At 58.3% G+C, this 23,133-nt stretch carries 18 protein-coding genes and 2 pseudogenes; 5 read left to right on the top strand and 15 right to left on the bottom strand.

Translation table 11 applies throughout. The annotated features are described in order from the left end of the window. Positions 1-38: 38 nt before the first annotated feature. The 10 genes from EDC31_RS10990 to EDC31_RS10945 form a co-directional block, all read right to left on the bottom strand. Positions 39-1,574, bottom strand: a complete 1,536-nt coding sequence (locus tag EDC31_RS10990; RefSeq protein WP_042057254.1) for an efflux transporter outer membrane subunit — start codon at positions 1,572-1,574, stop codon at positions 39-41. Beyond that, positions 1,571-4,711: an efflux RND transporter permease subunit gene (locus EDC31_RS10985; protein ID WP_042057256.1), complete on the bottom strand. Its 3,141-nt coding sequence runs from the start codon at positions 4,709-4,711 to the stop codon at positions 1,571-1,573. Before EDC31_RS10985 ends, EDC31_RS10990 begins: the two co-directional genes overlap by 4 nt. A gap of 14 nt (positions 4,712-4,725) precedes the next feature. Continuing rightward, positions 4,726-5,886: an efflux RND transporter periplasmic adaptor subunit gene (locus tag EDC31_RS10980; RefSeq protein ID WP_052511754.1), complete on the bottom strand. Its 1,161-nt coding sequence runs from the start codon at positions 5,884-5,886 to the stop codon at positions 4,726-4,728. Between the two features lie 159 nt (positions 5,887-6,045). After that, entirely contained in the window at positions 6,046-8,514 is a 2,469-nt protein-coding gene (locus EDC31_RS10975; RefSeq protein WP_239641588.1) for a TonB-dependent receptor domain-containing protein, read from the bottom strand. 121 nt (positions 8,515-8,635) lie between these two features. Next, a complete protein-coding gene (locus EDC31_RS10970; RefSeq protein ID WP_132127049.1) occupies positions 8,636-9,079 on the bottom strand; it encodes a c-type cytochrome in 444 nt (147 codons plus the stop codon). Then, on the bottom strand, positions 9,076-9,522 hold the full coding sequence (locus EDC31_RS10965; protein WP_081797482.1) for a c-type cytochrome: 447 nt from the start codon (positions 9,520-9,522) through the stop codon (positions 9,076-9,078). The genes EDC31_RS10970 and EDC31_RS10965 overlap by 4 nt, the downstream gene beginning before the upstream one ends. Then, positions 9,519-10,058, bottom strand: a complete 540-nt coding sequence (locus tag EDC31_RS10960; protein WP_081797483.1) for a methylamine dehydrogenase light chain — start codon at positions 10,056-10,058, stop codon at positions 9,519-9,521. The genes EDC31_RS10965 and EDC31_RS10960 overlap by 4 nt, the downstream gene beginning before the upstream one ends. 64 nt (positions 10,059-10,122) lie before the next feature. Beyond that, a complete protein-coding gene (mauD, locus tag EDC31_RS10955) occupies positions 10,123-10,722 on the bottom strand; it encodes a methylamine dehydrogenase accessory protein MauD (RefSeq protein ID WP_042057258.1) in 600 nt (199 codons plus the stop codon). 22 nt (positions 10,723-10,744) lie between these two features. Next, on the bottom strand, positions 10,745-11,260 hold the full coding sequence (locus EDC31_RS10950; protein ID WP_042057260.1) for a MauE/DoxX family redox-associated membrane protein: 516 nt from the start codon (positions 11,258-11,260) through the stop codon (positions 10,745-10,747). After that, positions 11,260-12,408 (bottom strand): amine dehydrogenase large subunit, encoded by a 1,149-nt coding sequence (locus EDC31_RS10945; RefSeq protein ID WP_158310312.1) that lies wholly within the window; start codon positions 12,406-12,408, stop codon positions 11,260-11,262. Before EDC31_RS10945 ends, EDC31_RS10950 begins: the two co-directional genes overlap by 1 nt. 142 nt (positions 12,409-12,550) lie before the next feature. On the opposite strand from EDC31_RS10945, the gene EDC31_RS10940 reads away from it, so the two are divergent. Continuing rightward, on the top strand, positions 12,551-13,492 hold the full coding sequence (locus EDC31_RS10940) for a helix-turn-helix domain-containing protein (protein ID WP_081797485.1): 942 nt from the start codon (positions 12,551-12,553) through the stop codon (positions 13,490-13,492). A 428-nt stretch (positions 13,493-13,920) separates the two neighbouring features. Here the strand turns inward: EDC31_RS10940 and EDC31_RS10935 are convergent. From EDC31_RS10935 to EDC31_RS10925, 3 genes and pseudogenes are all read right to left on the bottom strand, one after another. After that, positions 13,921-14,424: pseudogene (locus EDC31_RS10935) on the bottom strand (transposase); the annotation flags it as partial. A 259-nt stretch (positions 14,425-14,683) separates the two neighbouring features. Beyond that, positions 14,684-16,507 (bottom strand): FUSC family protein, encoded by a 1,824-nt coding sequence (locus EDC31_RS10930; protein ID WP_042060433.1) that lies wholly within the window; start codon positions 16,505-16,507, stop codon positions 14,684-14,686. A 136-nt stretch (positions 16,508-16,643) separates the two neighbouring features. Then, positions 16,644-17,546 (bottom strand): LysR family transcriptional regulator, encoded by a 903-nt coding sequence (locus EDC31_RS10925; protein WP_042060432.1) that lies wholly within the window; start codon positions 17,544-17,546, stop codon positions 16,644-16,646. A gap of 116 nt (positions 17,547-17,662) precedes the next feature. Between EDC31_RS10925 and EDC31_RS10920 the strand changes: the two are divergent. Beyond that, positions 17,663-17,854: pseudogene (locus EDC31_RS10920) on the top strand (transposase); the annotation flags it as partial. A 733-nt stretch (positions 17,855-18,587) separates the two neighbouring features. Here the strand turns inward: EDC31_RS10920 and EDC31_RS10915 are convergent. After that, positions 18,588-19,367, bottom strand: coding sequence for an acetoin reductase (locus tag EDC31_RS10915; protein WP_042060429.1), 780 nt, complete (start codon positions 19,365-19,367; stop codon positions 18,588-18,590). Between the two features lie 698 nt (positions 19,368-20,065). Here EDC31_RS10915 and EDC31_RS10910 point away from each other — a divergent pair. Genes EDC31_RS10910 through EDC31_RS10900 form a run of 3 tightly spaced genes read left to right on the top strand, consistent with a single transcriptional unit; the run spans position 20,066 to position 22,079 of the window. Continuing rightward, complete coding sequence (locus tag EDC31_RS10910) at positions 20,066-20,869, top strand: alpha/beta hydrolase family protein (RefSeq protein WP_132127048.1); 804 nt, start codon at positions 20,066-20,068, stop codon at positions 20,867-20,869. 26 nt (positions 20,870-20,895) lie between these two features. Then, complete coding sequence (locus tag EDC31_RS10905; RefSeq protein ID WP_132127047.1) at positions 20,896-21,717, top strand: ankyrin repeat domain-containing protein; 822 nt, start codon at positions 20,896-20,898, stop codon at positions 21,715-21,717. Next, positions 21,714-22,079, top strand: coding sequence for a hypothetical protein (locus EDC31_RS10900; protein ID WP_132127046.1), 366 nt, complete (start codon positions 21,714-21,716; stop codon positions 22,077-22,079). Before EDC31_RS10905 ends, EDC31_RS10900 begins: the two co-directional genes overlap by 4 nt. Before the next feature lie 113 nt (positions 22,080-22,192). Here EDC31_RS10900 and aroE read toward each other — a convergent pair whose 3' ends face one another. Further along, entirely contained in the window at positions 22,193-23,050 is an 858-nt protein-coding gene (aroE, locus tag EDC31_RS10895) for a shikimate dehydrogenase (RefSeq protein WP_042057706.1), read from the bottom strand. Between the last annotated feature and the right edge of the window lie 83 nt (positions 23,051-23,133).

Raw genomic sequence — 23,133 nt, 5'->3', positions numbered from 1 at the left:
AATTATTTGATGACGGACAAGCCGATACGACTCCCTCTCTATTTTCCGGTCTGCCTTCTTGAGGCCGGAGTGGAGGTGCGGTCGGGATTCTCCTTGTCCGGCTTGGCTGTGTATTCCTTCCACCCGCCGCCCAAGGCGCGGTAAATGGTGATCAGGTTCTGATATCTTGCCGCCTGCACCTCGATCTGGCTCTGCTGCGCGGCATAAAGCGTCTGTTCCGCGTCCAGAGTGGTCAAATAGGAATCCACTCCGGCTGCGAAGCGCGCTCGCGCCAGCCGACAAGCATCTGCCCAGGATTTCACCCGCGCGTCGATCTGCTGCGACTGATCCAAAAACGTGGCTCGCGCAGCCAGCGAGTCGGCCACTTCATGGAATGCGGTCTGAATCGCCCTTTCATAAGCTGCCATACGCTGCTGCCGCAGGGCTTTGGACGCCTGCAGGTTTCCTTCGTTCTGTCCCCAGGTGAATAACGGAATCTGGATCTGCGGGTTCAGGCCGAACGTGGTCCCGCCCCTCGTAAACAGATTGTGAAACTGCAAGCTCGACACACCGTTCGACGCCGTAAGGATCACGCGAGGAAAGAAAGCGGCCCGCATCGCGCCAATATCGTCATTGGCCGCAAGCAGGGAAAACTCCGCCGCTTGAATATCGGGGCGCCGATCCAGTAGGTCGGACGGAAGCCCCGCCGGCAGATCGGCCAGAAGCGTCTGTTGCCCGAACGGCGCCGGAGGCGGCAGATCCTCAGGTAGCGGTTCGCCAACCAACAGCGCAAGTTCATTTTCATCCTGAGCGACCTGTCTCTGGAACTGCGCATAATTTGCCGCAGCCTGTCGAAACTGTCCTTCGATCTGCCGAAGGGTAAGTTGATTGGCTTCACCGCTTTCGAAGCTTGCGCGGGTCAGACGCAGCGTTTCGCTCCGTAACGCCATAGTCTGCTCCGTTATTTTCAGTTCTTCCCTGTGCGCAAGCCAGGCAACATAAGTCGTGGCCACCTGCGAGATCACACTGATCAGAAGTGTACGCTGGCTGGCGGACTGACTCAGGGCCCGGTCCGCGGCCTCGCGCGTGAGGCTGCGGATACGGCCGAAGAAATCCACCTCATACGCGGAGAAGCCGATATCCGCCTGATAAAATTTGAAGACATTGCCGTTCGCATAAGCAGCGTTGCCGCGGCCCTGCTGCAATCCCGGCGCAAAGCTTAATCCAGCATTTTCCGACGGCGCCTGATAGAGCGACTGGCCCGTCGCGCCGATCTGCGGGAACAGCGAGGCGTTCTGTACTCGATACAGCCCCTGCGCCTGCACCACGGCATACGCCGCCGATCGCAGATCGCGGTTTTCCCGTATGGCGAGGGCAATCAGCGCCTTGAGCCGTCGATCGACGAAAAAATCACGCCATCCCAGATCGGTTGCGGCAGTTTTGACAAATTTCGACGCGCCGGCATGATAGGCCATCCCTTGCGGCCAACTCGCCGCGACCGGCAGGGCAGGCCGATGGTAATCCGGTATCATCGTACATCCCGAAAGCGCCGTAAACAGCATCGGACCAAACCAGCGCATAAGATGTCTCGTCATGAACCCAGCTTTCCAGCACAGGAGAGTTCCACGCGATCCTTCCGCCGGCGAACCCGAAAAACCCGGAGCACGAGCACAAAAAACACAGGGACGAAATAGACTGCCAACACGGTTGCGGACATCATGCCGCCGACGACCGCGGTGCCGATCGCAGTCCGCGCCCCGGAACCGGCTCCGGTTGCGATCGCCAGAGGAAATACGCCGCATACGAACGCGATCGATGTCATCAGGATCGGTCTCAGTCGTTCGCATGCCGCCTTGATTACCGCTTCCGCAAGCGGATCTCCGGCTTCAAAGAATGTCTTGGCGAACTCGACGATGAGAATGGCATTTTTGACAGTCAGCCCTACAGTCGTCAGCAGGCCCACCTGAAAGTAGACGTCGTTGGCCAGCCCTCGCCACAACGTGGCCGTCAGTGCGCCCAGAACACCCAGCGGAATGACCAGCATCACAGCGAAAGGTACAGCCCAGCTTTCATACAGACCGGCCAGACAGAGCAGAATCACCGTCGCCGCCAGAGCATAAAGCGGACCTGTCGCGCTGCTCGACCGCATCTGCTCAAATGAAAGACCCGTCCATTCGTATCCAATGCCCGGCGGCAGCCTGTCCATGATCTCCCGAATGGCTGCCATGGCCGCACCGCTGCTGTATCCGGGAGCCGGCTGGCCGAGAATTTCATAAGAATTGAGGCCATTATAATTCTCGACCTTCTGCGGGCCGACGGCCCAGTGACCTTTCGCGATCACATCGAATGGCACCAGCCCGTTCCCGGCATTCCGCAGATACCACTTGCCGAGATCTGCGGGTAAGCGGCGGCCGCTGGCCTCACCCTGAATGTAAACCTGTTTGACGCGATCGTTGTGCATGAATTGATTGACGTAGATCGATCCGAGGGCACCTTCGATCGTCGTATTGATTTCAGCGTTGGTCACACCGAGCGCATTCGCCTTTTCGCGATCGATCTCCAGCTTGTACTGCGGAGCATCCTCCAGACCATTCGAGCGAACGGCAGCCAGACGCGGGTCCTTGGCTGCCGCCATCAGTATCTGGTCGCGGGCGGCCAGCAACTTCTCATGTCCAAGATGCCCGCGATCCTCCAGTTCCAGATCGAAACCGGTCGCATTGCCCAGTTCCAGGACAGCCGGGGGATTGATGGCAAAAATCTCGGCCTCCCTGTCCCCCTCGAAATGCGTCATGATCCGCATCGCGATCGCCGCGGACGAACGCTCCGGCCCCCGACGGACGCTCCATTCTTTCAGGCGGATGAAGAAGGCGCCGACATTCTGGCCTTCGCCCGCGAAATTGAAGCCGTTCGTCGCGAAGACGGACACCACGTTTTCACGTTCGCTCCTGAGAATATAATCGCTGACCCGACGGTTGACCGCCGCCGTCTGCTCCGCCGTCGCCCCGGGAGGCAATGTCACCTGACCAAAGATCAGCCCCTGATCCTCATCCGGGAGGAACCCTTCCGGAAGCCGGACGAACAGGAAGACGACCAGACCGCTCAACAGAACATATATCACCAGCGACGCCATGCCGTGCCCAAGCATCCAGTTGGCACTCGACCGGTACCCGTCGGTCAGTCGGGCAAAGACACGGTTGAACCAACCCGCCGGCCCCGTTATCTTCTGCTGCATGCCGGATTTGAGCATTGTCGCGCACAAGGCAGGCGTCATGATCATGGCCACCAGCACCGACAGCCACATGGCGGCGACGATGGTGATCGAGAACTGGCGATAGATCACCCCGGTCGAACCGCCGAACGCCGCCATAGGGAGAAATACGGCGGTCAACACCAGCACGATCCCGACAAGAGCGCCCGAAATTTCGTCCATCGAGATGCGCACGGCCTCCCGGGGCGAAAGCTTCCTTTCCGCCATCACGCGCTCGACATTCTCCACAACGACGATCGCGTCATCGACGAGCAGCCCCACGGCGAGCACCATCGCAAGCATCGTCAGCGTGTTGATCGAAAATCCCAGAGCGCCGAGAATACCGAAGGTCCCCATAAGCACGACGGGCACGGCGATCGTCGGAATCAGTGTCGCACGAAAATTCTGGATAAAGACCAGCATGACCATGAAAACCAGCGCGATGGCCTCGATCAGCGTGATAATGACTTCCTTGATCGACAGTACGATGAAAGGCTCGGTATCCAGCGGATAGATGACCTGCAAACCCGGCGGGAAGAATTTCTCGAGGTTCTTCACCTCGGAACGCACGGCCGCTTCGGTGGTCAGCTGGTTCGCTCCGGGTGCAAGTTTCAGCGCCAGACCGACCGTCGGCTGATTATTGTAGAACGACGTCACATTATAATTCTGCGGTCCCAGTTCGACCCGTGCGACGTCCTTCAGGCGAACCTGCGAGCCCCCTCGTTCGACCCGCAGCATAATGTCGCCGAACTCTTCGGGCGATGTCAGCCGGGTCGGGCCGATGATCGTGGCGTCTATGCGCGTGCCCGATTCAGCCGGCAGACCGCCTATCTCGCCAGAAGATACCTGCACGTTCTGGTCCATCAGCGCGGCCCGCACATCGCTGATCGTCAGCCCATATTTATAGAGCTTCCCGGGGTCCATCCATATCCGCATGGCGTATTCCGACCCGAACAGCGTATGGTCGCCGACACCGGAGACACGACTGATCGCATCGGACACGTTCGACGCCACATAATCGGCGATGTCGAAACCCGACATGCTGCCATCCTTGGAAATGAACGCCAGCACCATCATGAAATCCTTGACCGCCTTCGTGACCGTCAAGCCCTGCGCCGTCACCGCGATCGGAAGACGCGGCAGCACAAGCTGCAACCTGTTCTGCGCCTGAACCTGGGCGATATCCGGATCCGTGCCCTGCGCAAAGGTCAGGTCGATCTCCATCCGCCCGCTGGCGTAGGACTGGGACGCCACATACTCCAGATGATCGAGGCCGAACATCTGCTGAAGGATAGGCTGAACCACCGTGCCGTTCACCGTCTCGGCGGAGGCGCCGGGATACGTGACACTGATCGCGATCTGCGGTGCGGCTATCGACGGATACTGGGCAATCGGCAAACGGAAAAGGGAGATTCCCCCCAGCAGCACGATAATCAGCCCGACGACCCATGCGAGAACCGGCCGATCGATAAAGAAACGAGACATATTCTCTTCCGCCGTTAATCGGCTTTGCCGGGGGACACGGACTGGCGCGCCGTAACGGGGTCTACGGTGTCTCCCGCCCGGACCTTCTGCCAGCCGCTCACCACGATCCGTTCACCGTCCTTCAGGCCCGATGTCACGATCCAGTCGCCCCCGACGGCCGGACCGGTCGCAATCATCCGTGCGCCGACGACGTTGCCGTCACCCACAACCATGACCATCGGATCGCCATGCGAGTTACGGAAAACCGCATCCTGCGGTATTCGTAGCGCGGCGGGGTCGACACCCTCTTCGAGCCTGGCATGGACATACATGCCCGGAAGCAGCATATGTGCGGGATTCGGCATGATCGCGCGAACCACGACGGTTCCGCTCGCCTCATCCACATTGACTTCGGAAAACTCCAGACGTCCGGCCTGCTCATACCGGCTGCCATCCTCCAGCGTCAGCGTGACCGTGGCGGCATCGTCGCTGATGCGCTGCAAACGTCCCTGGGAAAGTTCCCGGCGCAATTGCAGCAGCCGGGTCGCAGGAAGATTGACGTCCACATAAATCGGGTCAAGTCGCGTGACGACGGCCAAGTTGGAATTCTGCCCGATCGCCGCCAATGCGCCGACAGTCATGAGGGAACGACCGACCCGACCGGAAATAGGCGCACGCACGCGGGTATAATTGAGATTAACCATTGCGCGCTCGACATTGGCTTTCGCCTGGGCGATATCGGCATCGGCCTCACGCGCCACCGCCAGGGCGTCGTCATAATCCTGCCGGCTGACCGCGTGAATACGCACCAGTGGGCCGTATCGATCCAGTCTCGCCTGAGCCGAGGCTTTCGCCGCCTGAGCGTGCAGAACCTGCGCGGCGGCCGCATCGTAAGCCGCCCGATAGGGTGCGGGATCGATCAGATAAAGCTGCTGACCGACCGTCACGTCGGACCCTTCCTTGAACAATCGCTGCTTAATGACCCCGTTCACCTGTGGTCTAACCTGCGCGATCTCCACGGCCTCGGTTCTTCCGGGCAGATCTGTCGTCCTGGTGAACGGCGCGGCGCGCACGGTCTGCACAAGTACCTGCTGCGGCGGGGTCGATGCGATCGCCACGCTGGATGTATACGCACTCAACGGCTGCGCCACGCATGCGGCGAGGATCACTGCGCGACATAAAGGGCGATATCTCATTATCTGGCCCTCTCCCGGGAAAGCTTGCAAAACCAGTTGCCCCATGCGTGCCGACACATGACGACCGTCCGCCGGAACATGTTCCCGATATTGACGGGTGTCAGGCTTTGACTTGGCGACATTCGAACCGTCGACCGCAATGACGATGCCGAAAGCAAATCATCGGAATTTCGCGGACAGCGTGCCGAAAAACTGTCGCGGCGCACCGGCGAACAGGGTGGGATAATCGCCCGTCACGGGGAATCCGGAAAAACCCATTCCGCCGATATATTTGCTGCCGAACAGATTGGTTACGCCGAGATCCGCCCGCAGGTGCCGCAATACGCCGATACGCCCGAACTCGTAACCCGCCGATACGCCCGCAAGCCAATAAGCCGGCACAAAAACGTCGTTGACATAGGAAAGCGGACGTCGGTCCGTATAAGTCGCGTTGAATGTCGCGCGAAACTTTCGATATGAATACGAAGCATTCGTTTTGTATATCCAGCTCGGATAAGCGACCTGCTTCTTTCCGTTCAGCTGGACATAGGCACTTTCATACATGATGCCTTGTTTGTATTCCGAATCATTGTAGCTGACCGAGTTGAATATCTCCAGCCCGTCGAACGGTCGTATGGTCGCTGACACATCCGCGCCGTATATCGATTCCCGGCCGGCATTCACAATCGTGCTGATCGGCTGGACAATCAGGCCGGCCGTCGTGTTGAGCAACCTGTCATAGTAATCAGCATGATAAATATCTGCCGTCATATCAAAATGCTTCGACGTATATCTATATCCAAGAACATAATCCCATACGCGTTCAGGCTTGATCGAATTCTTGTTATTCACAAACTGCTGCTGGTTCTGAACCGCCCACGCCCCTCCGTTTGCGACGAACCAGGGACTATAGCTGTAGGCACGCATGTTCTCAGAAATATCAACGTAAATCTCGTTATGGGAATCGGGCTTATAATTGATGGAAAAATGAGGCAGAAACGCGCTCGAGGCCGTCAACGTGCCGCTCGGAAGTTCCGTCTCTCCTGTGAAGAAGGAATTGTTGCTCTTGGCCCCGCCATGCGTCGTCTGAATAAACGACTTGAAACCGGCGCTGACGCGCAGATCATGCCGGATTGCGTAGGTATCCTGAAGATAATACTGAAAGGTATTGGTATTGAATTGATCATTCAGTTCTTCTGTAAACGGATTCCTGAACGGCCCGAGCGGATTGCGCGGCGGCCCCTCCCCCAGCAGAGGCTGCTGGTAAAAATAGGTCGGATACGAATAGGCATTATTCTCGTACCAGACACCCGTCTGGATCGTATTTCCGGCAATATGGTAATCGAGGGATTCGACAAAGCCTAGACGCCGCAGACTCGTAGGCCCGTCCGCCTGTACCAGCGGCGCACCATTTGGCGACGGAAAATCCTCCGTCGCTTCGATATCGCTATCGGACAGATGCGCGTAGATAATCGTCTTCTCATCGAGACGCGGTGTCAGCTGAAAGTCGGCAATCACGGCCATAAGATAGTTTTGCTGGCTCTGCGCCCCATCCAGATACGTCGCATTCTGCAGGTCGGACTCATTACCCAGAACGTCGTACGCTTTGGGGTAATTTCCCAATGCCGCATTATATGCAGCGCTATAGTCGGGATACAAATAATCAAGGTTCGGGCCCAGTTTCCTGAACATATTCATGCTCATGCCAAGATAATTGAATTGTCGAAACTGGGACCAGTTGAACAGCGCCGTAATTTTACCCAGTGACGCAATGGGCTGAACCAGCTTGGAATTGACCTGCTGCTCGAACTGGTTTCCGTATCCCTTCCATTTGTCATTATTCGTTCGCGCCATCGAGACAAACAGCTTGGTACCGGTTGAATTGAGCGCCCCGGAATCAATGCGCACGAATGTTCTAACGGAATTATTGCTGCCGAAGAGCTGAGATACTTTTCCGCCAAACTTGTCCGTCGGATCGGAGGAATAAAACTGCAAGGCTCCGCCGAGATTCTGCGTCGACGGTACCGTCAGAGCGCCCCCGCCCTGAGACAGCTCCATTCCGGAAATATTCTCCTGGATCTCAGCCTGATCGATGTTGAGCCCGTTATACTGAAGGAACCCTTGATCCCCCATGGGTATGCCATCAAGCGTAGCCCCGATCTGGCTCTGATTGAACCCACGGACATAAAGCGTGTTGGCCAGCGTATCGAGACCGAATGCATCGTCGGACGCGAATGTGACTCCCGGCGTGGTTGCGGACAGGATGCGCATCGGGCTCGTACCAGCCACAAAGCGATCCATGACATGACGCGTGACGCTTGTTTCCGCCCCATGCGGACGAAAACGGGCAACCTGGACTCCGATCACTTCATCACGGGCTGGCGTGATTTTCTTTCCGGCGGCGCCACCATGAGCGGGCCGTGCGTGATTCTTCTTGCTGACCGTATCCGCAGCATAAGCCGAAATACATCCAGACGCCATGAGCAGAGATAGTAAGGGCAGAATCACTCGACCACGCGAAGCAGAATTGCAATGCTTTCGTGCATAGGGATCGACGCGATCACCTCTGCCGCAGATCACAAACGTGTCACTCGTTTTCAGAAACAAAGCATGCTGAACGCGATCCGCACGAAATGCCAATGGGTTCATAATCGAAACATTCCTTTTCAATAATGTGCTTTAGTGCCCTCCTCGCCAACTCAAGCAATGAGTAAGGACAAACGAAGAAACGATACTAATCGCCGTTATCAGTGACTTTCCGCGACCACGGTCACGGCCACGGATACGCAGGCGCCGTCAAGCCGCGGGATGCGAGAATATTCGCGACCTTCCTGCGATATTCGACGACATTTCCTATATTTTCCGCGCGAAGTCTGGCCACCTCATCAGCCGTAAACAACTTTGAACCCGCCTGAAAGGACTGGCCTGCGAAATTCTTCATGATGTAATTCAATACGGTCGATATTTCCCGATCACTCAGACTGGATCCGATAACCCCCGGAACGTGCATGATATAAACGCGCCCCTCAGGGATACCGGCGAACATTCCTACCTGACCGATAAAATTGGGTATGCCCTGTGACGGCATCCCTTCGCCATCGGCCAAATGGCATCCGGAACATTTAAGCAAATATTGATTTCGAGCCGGAATTGCCACTGCCGCGCTCGAAGACGCCAAAAACAGCAGCCCCGCCCCGATTGCCGCCCGAATCATTTTAACGCCGTTTCCCGCATCGTCATAATTTTCGCATGAGACGGTAGCGCAGCGCGCGTGCGCGCAAAATCATCTGCCGTGACCTGTGAAGCGACGCCGTTCAGATCGTTAAATATGTAGTTGGCGACAAGAGCCAACTCCCTGTCGGTCAAACGCTTTTGCGACGGCATGGCAAGGTCCGAATATGTTTCCCCCTCCGATACGATCTTTCCGACAAGACCGCTCAGAGCAACGCTTGCGATATATTTTGTTCTGTCATCACCAAGCCCCCGCCAAAGCCTTTTGTTCGTCAATGGCGGCGCAAGACCCGCCTGACCATCTCCATTGGCCTGATGGCAGGCGGAGCAGTTATTCAAAAAGAGATCCCTGCCAGTCTCGTCACAATACGCGGATGAGGCAAGAAACGTAAATGCCAGAAAGAGAACTCCGGTTAAATATTTCATTCCGCCAGCCCCACCACAACGGCTACGGTGCAGTGGACGCCGCTGCCGCCATTCGCGATACACCAGCTCGACTCACTTGCAAGTCCCATGCGATATCCAGGGCGATCCCGCTCCTGCCGCGTGCAGTCATCCCCGCAGGCACCCGCCTTCCCGCAACAATCATTGTAGGACACAAGATAATTCTTGTTATCTTTGGGATTCCTGCATGTGCCGACCCATGCGACCTTCGAAGGCGTCGTTCCTGGAGGACACTGCGTCACGCTGCCCCCGCACTTGCTGCAAAGCGATCCATGGAGGGAACAATAACGCCAATAATCGCAATTATCGGGAATTGCGTTGGGATCGCCGAGATCGCTCGCATGGGCAATCCCATTGGAATTATCGTAAGGCAGCATGGGCAAAACCGCCCCGCCGAGAAAAATTCCTCCTGCCTTGTGAAGAAAACTACGTCTTCCGGCCCGCCCGGCCAGACGCCGCGTGCGGACTTCCGCCCGCGTGTCGACCCATGAAAGCAAACTGTCGAGCAAATTATTCATCTGGACGTTTCCAATATCTTGCACAAACGATACGAGTCGATCTGTAATTTGGAAAAGGTTGGCGTCAGGACTGCACCGCCATTCGGTGATCGAGATACGTCTGGATCGAACCAACCTTCATCTCGAAGGCATTGAACAGACTGTCGAGCTGTTCCCGAGTGTTGATGAGTCCCTTAGCGCGGATGACGCCGTGTTCGTCGAAAAGCACCGCGTAGGGCAAGCGTGCCACACGATAGGCGAGGCCAAGTTCAGCCGACACGACGTACGGATAGCTGGAAAGCCTGGCATTTTCGATGAACCGTTCATGCTGGGCGTCCTCTCCGTCACTGGCCAGGATGACATCCAGCCAGCCACCTTCGGCCTTGCGAACGGAATCCAATATGGGCAGGAGTTTCTTACATATCGGGCAAGTCGGAGACAGGAAGAATACCAGTGTGGACCGGATGGATTTCGGCCCTATGACGGCGCGTCCCCCCGTCAGGCTGGGAAGATTGAATTCGGGCGTGCTTTGCCCTACCTCGGGACCGGAATCGTTGACCAGCGCGCCCATGGGAGAAATTCTTTCAAAAAGAATCCCAATTTGACGTGCCAGGACCCATAGGCCGATCGCAAGCGCCAGCACCACGAAGGTAAGAACCGCAAGGGCGAAGACAATGAGTTTCATGGCAGACTCCCGCAGATAGAAGCTAGTTGACGCGCACCATCATGGATGAATTGGCAATAATCTGATCGCCGAGCAGAAAGAGAGTCCATAGGGAGATCCCGCCGACAACGCCCACGGTATTACCCAGAATACTCAAAGACAGATTCTGTTGGGTTATCGCAATTGCTATCAATCCGATCAAAATACTGTTGCGCATGACAAGCGACCATGACAACGCCTGAGCACCACCTCCGCATCCGCACTCAATACGTGACCTCCCGCGCTTTATATTGACGGAAATTCCGCAGGAGTAAAAAAACAACAGAACCGCTGCCAACAAAAGACCGAATATCCGCCCGGCAGCTAGGCTCTGGCTGATGACGACCAGCAGTTCCGCAACCACGATGGACACAGAGACGGCCTGCACAAGCCGCAAAGGCATCAGCCTGTAATCTTCAACGTAACCAGTGAAGCTCTGAAACGCCATGATCTTGTGCAAAAAGGCGCGCAAGAACACAAGGGCGATCAATGTAGATATTGATATAGAGAGCATTGACATCAATGCGCACCCATAATCATGGTGGCGAAACCGAAGTCGGTTCTTTGCCCGGACTTCCTCAGAGAATATCCGGTCTTCGGGTTGATATCGTATTTTACGATAATGTTCTTTTTGATATCGAGACCGAAGAGGTTCGTCTGCTCACCCTTTACGACCGCAATCGTCGAAATGTCTTTTACAGGAGAGCGGGATAAAATCTTCTTTTTCTTCATGTCATACGCCCAGATCTCGGTCGCTCCATGATGATGACTACCTTCATGGCGATTGGAGGACATGGTCATGAACATGACCCCTGCCGCGCTGTCATAACTGATCACACCATAACCGGATGCACCCCAGTTGCCAGCAATACCTTTCGCCACAGGTATAAAATCAACCCGTTTGATAATTCCCGAGGCGTCGGACAGACGATATATATTTCCATTATAGGAAAGAAATACGAGGTCAGAATTCACGCGATCGGATGCAAGGAAAATCGGATCTTCATCGACGTCGAATATCTTTTTGCTTTTCCGACTTGTAAAACTCTGTCCATCCGGACTCAGTTTGAACGTCACAAAGCTTCCGTCGCTACAGATCGTCGAATAACTATATCCATTTTCTGTTGGATATATACCATAACAACCGGGAGATGGGATTTCTTTTACAACGCTGCCTTTTTCAAGGTCCACGACCGTCACCGATGTCGCAGGGGTCGCATTCTGTATATAGATGAATTTTTCATCCGCACTTAGGCGCAACTGCGAGGCATCCGGAGTATATTGCGTCAATTTAAAAGGAAGAATTATTTCTTTTTTTACCGTATTGGTCGGAACGTCAAAGATTTGGAGAACGTCTTCGCCAGTACCATACGCAACACGGCTCAAAAATCCTGATGCCATATACGCCGTATTACCGTCACGAGATAAGGTGGCCAGCCCCCATGACCCTCCACTGACATTTCCCTTTAAGGTCAGGTCCTTCGTCGAAAAGATATAGATCGTACTGGTCGCCATATCCATCTGGTTGACAAAGACATTCGTCCCCGGTGACATCCTCTCCTTCACGGTTACCACTTCGGGCACGAAAGCCGCCTCATCAGCCCTGCTTCCGACGGGAAGCAAAGCCAAGCCGACCAACCAGAACCAGACCGTGGACTTTCTACTCATTGTGGCCTTCACCCCCAACATTCATTTCGGGAGCGTTGCAGAACGCCGAAGGGACCGATATCCATTTTCAAAAATTTTTTTTGTATGGAAATCCTGGACAATCATATATTCTGTTTCGGTATCGAAAAAGAGAATTCTGGTTATGGAGATGTCACAAGAACTGAATTTGATCACTCGTGTTTTTTCTGCGCCCTCCTTTCAGGAGGCAGGTCTCCCTTTTTGGAATCAGCGCTATATACAGCTGGGGAAAGGTACGTTTAAAGGCACTGTCACGTTTTTGACTCTCGGCAAACTGACCCTCATCGAGGAAACGACCAATGTTTCGATCGGCCAGACGACATGTCCGCCGCAAGGCATGATCGCCGTCGTTCTTCCTGTGGATCGTAATGGAAACGGAACTATAAATGGGGAAATTCGGTCGGATAAGGCGTTCATTCATATCGGCGGCAAGGAAATCACGGTAAGTGGCGAGGAAGACTGTCACGCCTATTACGTGCTCGTCCGGCAAGCCGATCTGCCAGAATTTGACTTCCGGAAATTTGGCGCCATTACACCGGTCGAACCATGCTTTCATGTCGCACAGATGTCCTCTTGGCTTGCCTCAATCTTCGCAGGCACATGGCGGTCGAAAATACATTTTCCAGGACCGATCGAGCAGATGTTGTCTGACGCCCTTCTAGATCGCGTCAAGGACATCCTCATCGGCATCCAGCAGAAATCCAGCCTTGCCGCGCTGCGCGGCACCTTCTCCTACAGCCTGTTCCTCAAGGCCCAACGCTTTATCGACGATTATGACGATGCGATCATGTCGGTGACCCTGCTCACCGACGAACTGAATATTCCTCCGCATATCTTGCGGTCAGCGTTCGTGCAGACAACAGGCGTCTCTCCCCGTGTATGGCTTCGCCAACGGGCTTTGGACCGCGCACGCCGCGCGATGCTCGATCCGACGCAAGCCTGTAAGGGCGTTTCTCAGATCGCCCTGGAATGTGGATTCTTTCATTTTGGACGTTTCGCGGGATATTACGCCCAAACCTACGGTGAACTTCCGATCGTAACCATCCGAAATACGTTATCTATATAATACTTATATACATTTGCACATATTTACTTTTTGTGCTTTTGCTTTGGTATTTTATACTGCCATGTGCGCTCTCGGGTAAGAAAAATGATAATTCAGGCGAACTGAACGACTGCGAGAAAAGTTGATTTCAGTCTATCGTGATGAGTTGCGATGGTCATGAACTATTTGATTTTATTTAATAACCAATCGATGAAGTTTCGTTTCCTGTAAAAAGCGAAGTCCGTTTTCCGTTGTGTCGTTCTTTTGCCGTTGTTCACGATGACCAGGGTAATCCCGCGCGCTGCCTGACGTGCCCCCTTTTTTGTATCCGCTCAAAAGGAGAGTTCCCGTTTTTTATGGCTTGAGGCGTGATGGTGTCCGTCGTCGAAAGATTTGGGACTTTGGATGACGTGAGATAACGGAGGAACTGGCCCCTCTGGTTATGCTGTTTAGGCGGCACGCTGCTGATGAAGCAAGCGCCGTTTCTGGATTGTGTTTCGTTTGATGCGCTCACGTTCGAGCAGGATGGTCTGGCCCCGCCCGAACCAGACATCGGCCGGGGTGAGATTGTTCAGGCTCTCGTGATACCTGCGATGGTTATAGTTTTCGACGAACGCCTCGATCTGCCGTTCGAGATCGCCCGGTAGGTAGTAATGCTCAAGAAGCACGCGGTTCTTGAGCGTCTGATGCCAGCGCTCGATCTTTCCCTGCGTCTGGGGATGGTTCGGGGCACCGCGCACGTGATCCATTGCGTGCTGATCCAGCCATTTCGCGAGGTCTTCGGCGACGTAGCAGGGGCCGTTGTCGGAGAGCAGGCGCGGCCTGTGCCTGACTGTGACCTGTTCGAGCCCCGCGGTTTGCAGGGCCAGTTCCAGCGTGTCCGTCACATCGGACGCCGCCATGGTCGTGCAGAGCTTCCAGGCGATGATATACCGCGAGAAATCGTCGAGGATGATCTGTTCTTCCGCAAAGCGACTGCGTTTCATCCGTCCGTATTCTTCTCGATCGTACTCTGAGAGTCTGTTTCAGAAGTCGCGACTCACGCCGATGCGGGCGTCTACACCGCACCCGAAAGGGGCAAAACCCCCTTCACCCCATGAATTTCAATAAATTCAATCAAAGGGTTTCCAAAGGGCGACCGCCCTTTGGCAGGGTTCGGGGCAGAGCCCCGGGAGCGTCGCCGCCACGACACAGCGACTTTCGAGACAGCCTTTAAGACGCGTCGTCTATCCCGCGCATATCGACCTCCGGCTGGTCGCGCCGCATGATCGCCCGCAGCGCAATGGCCAGATCCTGCCGTGCCGGGGCCTGTATTTCGGCCTGGCGCAGCAATGCCGGCACCAGGGCCGCCCCGCGCACGGGATCGCGCGCCCATGCCCGCAGGAACGCTGCCAGCCGTCGGCCCAAAACGCGCGACAACCTGCCATCCGCCATGGCCGCTCGAATCTCGATCACGCACAACCCTTGCACCATTACGGCCATATGCGCGGCGAAATAGGCGAACAGTTGCGCGCACGGAACGCCGTTTCCGGTGCGCACGGCACGCACCATGCTGTCGGCGTTCGTCATCAGCCAGACGCGTGCCGGCGGTATGGCACGCCCCGCCGCCAATCCGCTCAAGCGCTGCTCGGCCCAGGCGATCGTCCGGCGCAGATGCTCGTCGGAGCGAAAAGGTAGTACCAGCCGGAACATCGCCCCGGCCAGGAATACGGCTGCCAGAAAGGCCATCGTCCCGTTCAGAAAGGCGCTTTCGTCATACCGGCCACCATTCGACGGCCCGATCAGGACGGGCAGAAACATGTTGAAGGAAAAGGCGTGGTTCGCCAGGCGCGGCGACCGTGCGGCAAGCCCTCCCACCACCATCGGCACCAGCAGGAACAGTGCCAGCATCTCCGGCGCCGTCACCATCGGCACGATCAGCAGCACATAGACGGCCGCGACCAGCGCGCACCACAGCGCCCCTTGGGCAAAGCCGGACGAGGCCAACGCCGGCACCTCGCGCGTCGCCAGCAACCCGTAGACCAGCACGACATACCCGATGAACCCGATGCCCGACGGCCAGGCGGTCACATACCAGACGACCGAGGCCCCGAATACGCCCGCCGCCACCCGCACGCCGTTCCGCAGCCCCTGCGTCGCCTGCCGTATCGAGCGGCTGCGGAAACGAAAACGATCTCCATGGCGTGGCGTCTCGACGGCCGCGACATGCAACGCCGCGGCTTTCAGCATCCGCCGCACGGCCTCCCACGGCATCCCCGCCCGGCTGCGCGCCACTGCCGCCAGCAGGTCGGCAACCGCCGCGCGGGCATGGTCGGCCACCCGTCCGGCAGCGGGGCCCATTTCCAGCATATCGAACTCGATACGGGCCGACGCCGCCATGATTTCCGCCAGCAGGGCGCTTTCCGCCGCCGGTCCCGGCGCCGCCCGCGCCCAATCGTCCAGCCTCTGCCCGACCGCGACCGATACGCCGCGCAGCCGCGCCAGCAGTGCCGCCCGCGCCCGCTCGCGCAACCCGGGCGAGAACAGCACGGCCAGCACGGTCTCGCAGAGGATTCCCAGCGCGATATACGTCCCTCGCGCCATCGCGATGAAGAAGGCATCGTCAGGCGCCGCAATGCCGTCCGTCGCCACGATCGCGGCCGTGAAGCTGGCAACCAGAAAGCCGTAGCTGCGATATCCGTCGAAAACCGTGGCCAGACCGCAGCACGTTCCCGCCCAGAGGGCGAGGCAGAGAAAGAACAGGCCCACTTCCTGCGGAAAGGTGGCGATCAGCGCCACCCCCACACCGCAGCCCACGACAGTCCCCGCCAGACGCCAGCGCGCCTTGGAAAAGGACTCGCCACGCGATGCGGTCGCCACGGTCCAGACGGTCAGGGGCGCCCATTGCGGGCTGCCCAGTTCCATCCACATCGCGATCAGCAGCGACAGGATGGCCGCACACGACGTGCGGACTGCAAAACCCAGATCGGCCCGCGAGGGCGCGAACAGCCAGTTCCATCGTCCCCCGGTCACACCCGCTTCCACCGTCCGCCACATTCCGTTTCCGGCGGCGGACAGTGGCGGGCCGCCGGGAAGGCGTCCAAGTCATTCTTCTGATCCGGTCATAAGCAACGCTTATGATCGCACGGCGGAGAATCCCTCTGGTTTCTTTCGATCAAGATGGTCGGCTTGCCTACATTTTCAGCGCATCCGTCAGCACCAGCCCCGACGCCACATGCCAGCAGCGTGCCATCAACGCACTGGTCATGGCCTGCCTGACCCGCACCAATCCCACCGCAGGCGTCGGCGAGGGCTCCAGACGCCGGACCTGCAACGGCATGCCACAGCTGCGGGGCGGCAGCGCCGCCACCGGCAGGATCGAGGCCAGACGCCCCGCCGCAAGCTCGGCATGCAGCAGCGCCAGCGCGTTCGTCTCGAACCGCACATCGGGGGTGCGGTCCGCTTCCGCGAAGCAGCGATCGATGATCTGGCGGCTCCGCATCGATCGGTCCAGCAGACAGAGCGGCAGTTCCGCCGCGTCGCCCCACGCGCAGCGGGTCCGTCCCGGCAAGGTGATGCCGGGGCCACCTACCAGCACATGCTGTTCCGCATAAAGCTCATGGACCTCGAACTGACCGCCGACCGGCAACTGGTCCAGATAGACGATGCCCAGGCCGAAACGCTGCTCGGCCAGCCCGCGCAGAATGTCGGCATGCGCCGCGACCGTCAGGTCCAGATGCAATGCCGGGATCGCGGCACGCAGGCTCTCCATCAGCAGCGGCGCCAGTTGCTGGGCTGGCGGCATGATGCCGATGGCCAGGCTTCCGCCCGCCACCTCGTGGGCAAAGTCAGCCTCCTGGCGCAATCCGTCCAGCGCCGTCAGGCTCTGCCGCGCCCAGGCCAGCACGCGCTCGCCCTCTGGCGTCAGGCCCAGCACCCGCTGCCGACGACGGACGATGGTCACGCCCAGCTCATGCTCCAGTTGCCGGATCGCCGCCGATAGCGCCGGCTGCGACACGCCGCAATGTTCCGCCGCCCGCGAAAAATGCCGAAACCGATCGATTGCCACGAGATAGGTCAATTGCCGGAGGAACAAACCGTCCTTCCTTCCCGTTACGGCGTGTCGTCAGTTAAGCGCTGATTATGGCGTATGAGGGGTGTACTTTCTAGCTGTCTGTGCCACCTGTTTCCCCTTTTTGGAAAGACAGACGGATGCGACGTTACGGTTTGCGCGATGACCAGTGGGCGCGGGTAAAGGATTTTCTGCCCTGTAGGGAGGGTCATGTTGGCGGTACGGCTGCGGATAACCGTCTGTTTGTGGAAGCCGTGCCATATCGCTATCGCGCAGGCATCCCGTGGAGTGACCCTCGGGCCTGTTTTGGTGACTGGAAAACATCGACCCGGACGCCTTTCTTGCCGACAGGGCCTATGACGCAAACAGGTTGATCGATCGACTGACAGAGCGCGGGATTGCCCCGCCATCCCCCAAGAACGCAACAGAACGACACAACGGGAAACAGATGTCATTCTCTATCGGGAGCGAAACCTTATCTGGGGCCGACCATTTCTGGTTTGGCGCCGTGATGGTGCTGAATCCTGCCCCAGAAGATTGAGAGCAACCGGCCAAGCCTGTTCGCTGTCTGTCGTGTGCTTGAAACGACGCTTCTGCCGGGTAAATGGGCCGTTGTCTCGCATGGGCCGCGCTGTCCGCCGACCCTACGGCAAGGCGCAGCGAAGTTCCCGGCACATGCGTGGGCTCCCGCAGATAGCGCTCGACAGGGCGAAGGTCGAACGGACATGGGCGAGGTGCACCATATCCTGCCGTTGCCGCCGGCTGGGGAAAGGGGTGCGTCAGGCCGCTTCTGCTTCGCCGCCCCATCTTCACCCGGCGGTCACCGATCCGGGCCCTCCATCTTCCGGACCGTCTCTGAGACAGCCACTGTGTCAAGGTCGACAGACTGACCCCGAAATCCTCCCCGATCTCCCCTCAAGGCATCAGAAACTCTCCATCTTTCCGACGCAGGTCCATCGCCTCTGCCTGTAGGCCGTGGCGAGAAATGGCGGCATGGGCTCCCGTGCCTCGACTGAGATCGCGCAACTATAGCGGAAGGGTAAAATAGCCGCTGACGCTGCCATGTCAGCGATAGACGAGGCCACCGTCGGTGATGATGGACTGCCCGGTGATGTAATCGGAATCGGTCTGCGCCAGGAACGACACCAGGGCTGCCACGTCGTCGGGAGTTTCGGGGCGGCCCAACGCGATGCCTTCCACATATTTGGCGTAGGTGGCACCCAGCGGCACGCCGGTGAGCTCCGAAAAACGCCTGTCGATCGTGACCCACATGTCCGTGCCCACGATGCCGGGGCAATAGGCATTCACCGTGATCCCGTCGCTGGCATATTCCCGCGCGGCCGCCTGAGTCAGGCCACGCACCGCGAATTTCGTCGCCGAATATATGCCCAGCATCGCGAACCCGTCATGGCCGGCCACGGACGACGCGCTGACGATCTTGCCCTTCTGGCCACGAGCCTTGAACTTCGCCGCCGCCGCCTGGATGCCCCACAAAACACCTTCCATGTTGATGCGGACCAGGCGGTCCACTTCTTCCTGCGTGACCGACGCGATGGGGCCGATTGCCGCGATCCCGGCATTGTTGATCATCACGTCGAAGCCGCCCAGTGCCGATTCAGCGTGGTCGACAGCCGCGTAAACCTGGGCGCGATCGCCCACATCGGCGCGAAAGATCGTGGCCTTCCGTCCCAGTGCGACGACCTCGCCCGCCACCTTTTCCATGTTGCTGCCGTTGATATCGACGATCGCGATATCGGCCCCGTCCCGCGCCAGGCGCAGCGCGATACCACGCCCGATCCCCTGACCTGCGCCTGTCACGAGGGCAACTTTTCCTGAGAGAGACATGTTTTTTCAACTCCGATCGTCCCATGCCCGGACGCACGACACCGCGCGCCCGGGAGCGCCACTTTATCCGCGCTCGGCCCCCGGGCGCCGCGTCACAACCGTCATGCCTTCACGCTGATGTGACGCGCGGCGTATCAAAGTGTAGCATATCTAATTCACGCGCATGGCGTGCTCTGACGGAGGGCACGGCGATCCGCCGTATCGGCCCGATTATAGTGCCGTCAGGTCCCAGAGCTTTTTTTGACATCCCGTCCCGCAGCGTCACCTTGGCGGGCGGCCGGCGATAGTGTCATGGAAGCGAACCGCTTCACTCAGCGGTGCCCCGATCGCCCATGTGAAGCGTCCCAGTTTTCCGGAGGCCAGTTGCTTTGAGTCACGCAGCGCTGCCAATGATCTTGAGGGCTGCATAGGAGGGGCGTTACATGGAATGGATTGAATCGCCCAGGGATTAGCGGAGACCGATTTGCATAAACCTTGTAGAGTTGGTGATCCCCGGTCCGCTCCGGGATGGGGCGTCAAGCTGACGAGGGAGGATTTTTGCGCTGCTGGTGGCATTCCCGGATGTGACGGGCTTGAGGGATCTGGACGGGTAGGAGGGAGCAGTGTCCGAGTATCTAGGCGCCCCGCGCGGGGGCTTTTCCCCAGTCCGTCTCCCGCCTGCCGGGCGGCGGCCCGCAATCCCGTCTCTTCAGATACGGTTGGTTGCCAGTCAGCAGATGTCTTGCCAGGCCCTCGTCCAGGCCTCGACGCTTGCCCGGCTGGCCGATCTTGCTTACGGGAAGAAGCGTGTATTGCCTTATGGTTATATCGATATCACCCATGATTCTCATGCTTTGGCGAAGTTAAACCTGACGCCGGCGCTGCTCAACGTCAGTGATGATCATTTTCGAGCACGTGTGTTTTCGTCCGTGCAGGGTTCCATCACACATTATGTAGTAGCGTTTGCCGGCACCGATCCAACCAATGCCGAAGATGATGAAGCCGATATTGAGCAAGCATTCGGTTACGATACGAGCCAATACCGTGATGCGAGCTCAATCGGTTATAAGTTGCATTTGATTCCGTCCACTATTCCCATCGTGCTCACCGGACATTCTCTCGGCGGTGGGCTTGCGACGGAGGCGGCGTTTTATAGCGGCCGCCCGGCTGTTATATTCAATTCTGCCGGATTGCACCGTAACAATATTCCGAAAGGGGTAAAGCCGCCTTCCGTAGATGCTTACAGCGTGGATGGCGATCCGCTGACGTTTCTCCAGACAAGGATGCGCCTCGTCCTGTCCTGGGCCGCTTTCAGCTATTTGCCGGCGGTTACCTGGCCTTCCTATCTGATATTCGGCGATCCGCTTGGTGGCGCCATACCTCCGGCCTACGGACGCTCGATAACCGTCCCGGATCGGAAAGTCGCCAGGCAGGGAATGCTAGGAGCCATGATGGACCGGCATTCGATCGGGCGCGTCGAGCGCGATCTCGATCAACTCCGGATCGTTCTGCAATGTCGGTGAGAAGAACAGGTCGGAAAGGCGGGCGGATGGCCGGGCTACTGTTCCGACTTCTGGCGGCGGTCATGATTGTTTTCCTGGCGACGGTGGGTGCGTACGCGCAGGAGGATGACGAGGATGCGCCGGATTCCCGCCATTTTCGACTTGCTTTCCCCGAGGGTCCACAACGGCAGTTCATCGACGCGGTCCTGCTCGGTTCCGTGCGCGGCGCGCTGGCCGATGCCAGGGCGCTTCCGGACGGGGTCAACACGGTCGGCGCCCATGGCCATACCGCGCTGGAAGCCGCCTCCTATCGCGGCGATCTGAAGATGGTCACGGCCCTTCTCGCAGCAGGTGCCAAGCCTGACGGGGCTCCCGACAGGGCCCCTATCGGGCTGGCGTTCACGCGGAAAGACACCGACGTCGGGATCGCCACCGTCAATGTGCTCGTGAAAGCTGGAGCGAACGTGGATGGCTCAAGCTATGGCGCTACGTTGATGTGGCTCATGGCCCGGCACGGAAATCTCGCCGCAGTCGAGGCACTCGCGGCTCTTCACGCAGACATGAATCATGGACATGGCGGCTATCCGGCACCTCTGCTTGACGCGGCTGACACCGGCGGGTGGTCGATCGTCGAGTGGATGCTGCACCACGGTGGCGATCCGTGGGTCACCGATCGATTCGGAGACAATTTGGGTTATGCTGCACAAACCTATCTGGAGCCCCGGATCGCCGCCATTCAACCGCCTCCCGAACGCGAGGCGCTCGACCGCACGGTCGCACTCCTGCGGCGCCGAGGTTTCCCCTGGCCGCCGCCTTCGCCCCAGCAGGTTCTCGAAGCGCGAAAAGCCGGGCGCTGGCCGCCCCGATGACAGACTGGAAGATCGCCCGGAGGCTGCGCCGAATCGTGCTGGCGGTCCTCGTTCTCTGTCTGATGGCGGCGGGCGCGCATGCACAAGAGAGCGATGACGAGGATGTGCCGGATTCCCGCCATTTTCGGCTTGCTTTCCCCGAGGGTCCACAACGGCAGTTCATCGACGCGGTCCTGCTCGGTTCCGTGCGCGGCGCGCTGGCCGATGCCAGGGCGCTTCCGGACGGGGTCAACACGGTCGGCGCCCATGGCCATACCGCGCTGGAAGCCGCCTCCTTTCGCCGATCTTCAAGATGCGAAAACCCCGGCAGCAATTCGGACACCCGGGACCGCATAAGGTTGCGACGTCGAGCGTGTTCCTGAGACACATGGGCGGCTGAGGACATGACGCGTTTTCCTTCTGGCTTGACACGGACCCGATGGACACGCCCATCTGACATAGGCCCGTCTCATCATGCCGGTTCAAGAACGACCTTTCAGTCGGCGGCCCCGAAGATATCTTCCAGAGTGCGCTCCATGACGGCCGCCGAGAACTTGCGTCCGAACCATAGCTCCGCGCCGATCAATCCCTGATTGACCAGCATGCCAAGACCGTCGAGCGTCGTGCCGCCGCGCGATTTGGCTTCTGTCAGCAGTCTGGTCATCGGCGGGTTGGGAATAACGTCGGCGACGATCATTTTTTCCGTCAGTGAGGTCAGCTCGATGGGGGGCAGCGCGTCTTTGTCTCCCAACCCGATCGACGTGGCGTTGATGACGATGTCCACGCCCTCGGGCACGCGAATGTCACCCGTCCAGACAACAGCCTCCGCCCCGCATTCCGTATTCTTGCGGATCAGATCCGCGATGGCTTCTGCCTTTTCCGGCTTCCGATTGGCGATCGTCATACTCTTTGCGCCGGAAAGGCCCAGCTCCACCGCAATAGCACGTGCCGCGCCCCCGGCGCCGAGCAGGAGCACCTTCTTCCCCGCAGGGTCCGTCACCGTCCTGAGGGAAGCGAGAAAGCCCTTGCCATCCGTATTATCGCCGATGAGCCGCTTGTCGCGGATACGGACGCAGTTCACCGCACCGATGATCTTGGCCGCTTCCGCGATCTCGTCCAGATGTGCCATGACGGCGACCTTATGAGGCAGCGAGCAGTTGAAGCCGATCCACCCCATGGCGAGCGCGCCTTTAACCGCCGCCCCGAGGTTGTCCGGCGTGACCTCGCAATTGATATAACGCGCGTCGATGCCATCATGCGCATACGCGGCCTCCATCATGGCCACGGTGGGATTGTCGGCACATGGGCTGGAGAATGATCCGGTCAGAATGGCGCGGAAATTGCGGTTCGTCATACTGTCGCTCCTGAGGGGTGGTTTGCCCGGCAGATGTTTGCATAGCTATGCAAACGCGTCATCTGTCAAGTTTTTGCTGTAAA

It is taken from the genome of Acidomonas methanolica, from assembly GCF_004346035.1.
Classification (GTDB): domain Bacteria; phylum Pseudomonadota; class Alphaproteobacteria; order Acetobacterales; family Acetobacteraceae; genus Acidomonas; species Acidomonas methanolica.
The sequence above is the reverse complement of the archived record's forward strand: the minus strand, read 5'-3'. Positions and strand labels throughout refer to the sequence as shown.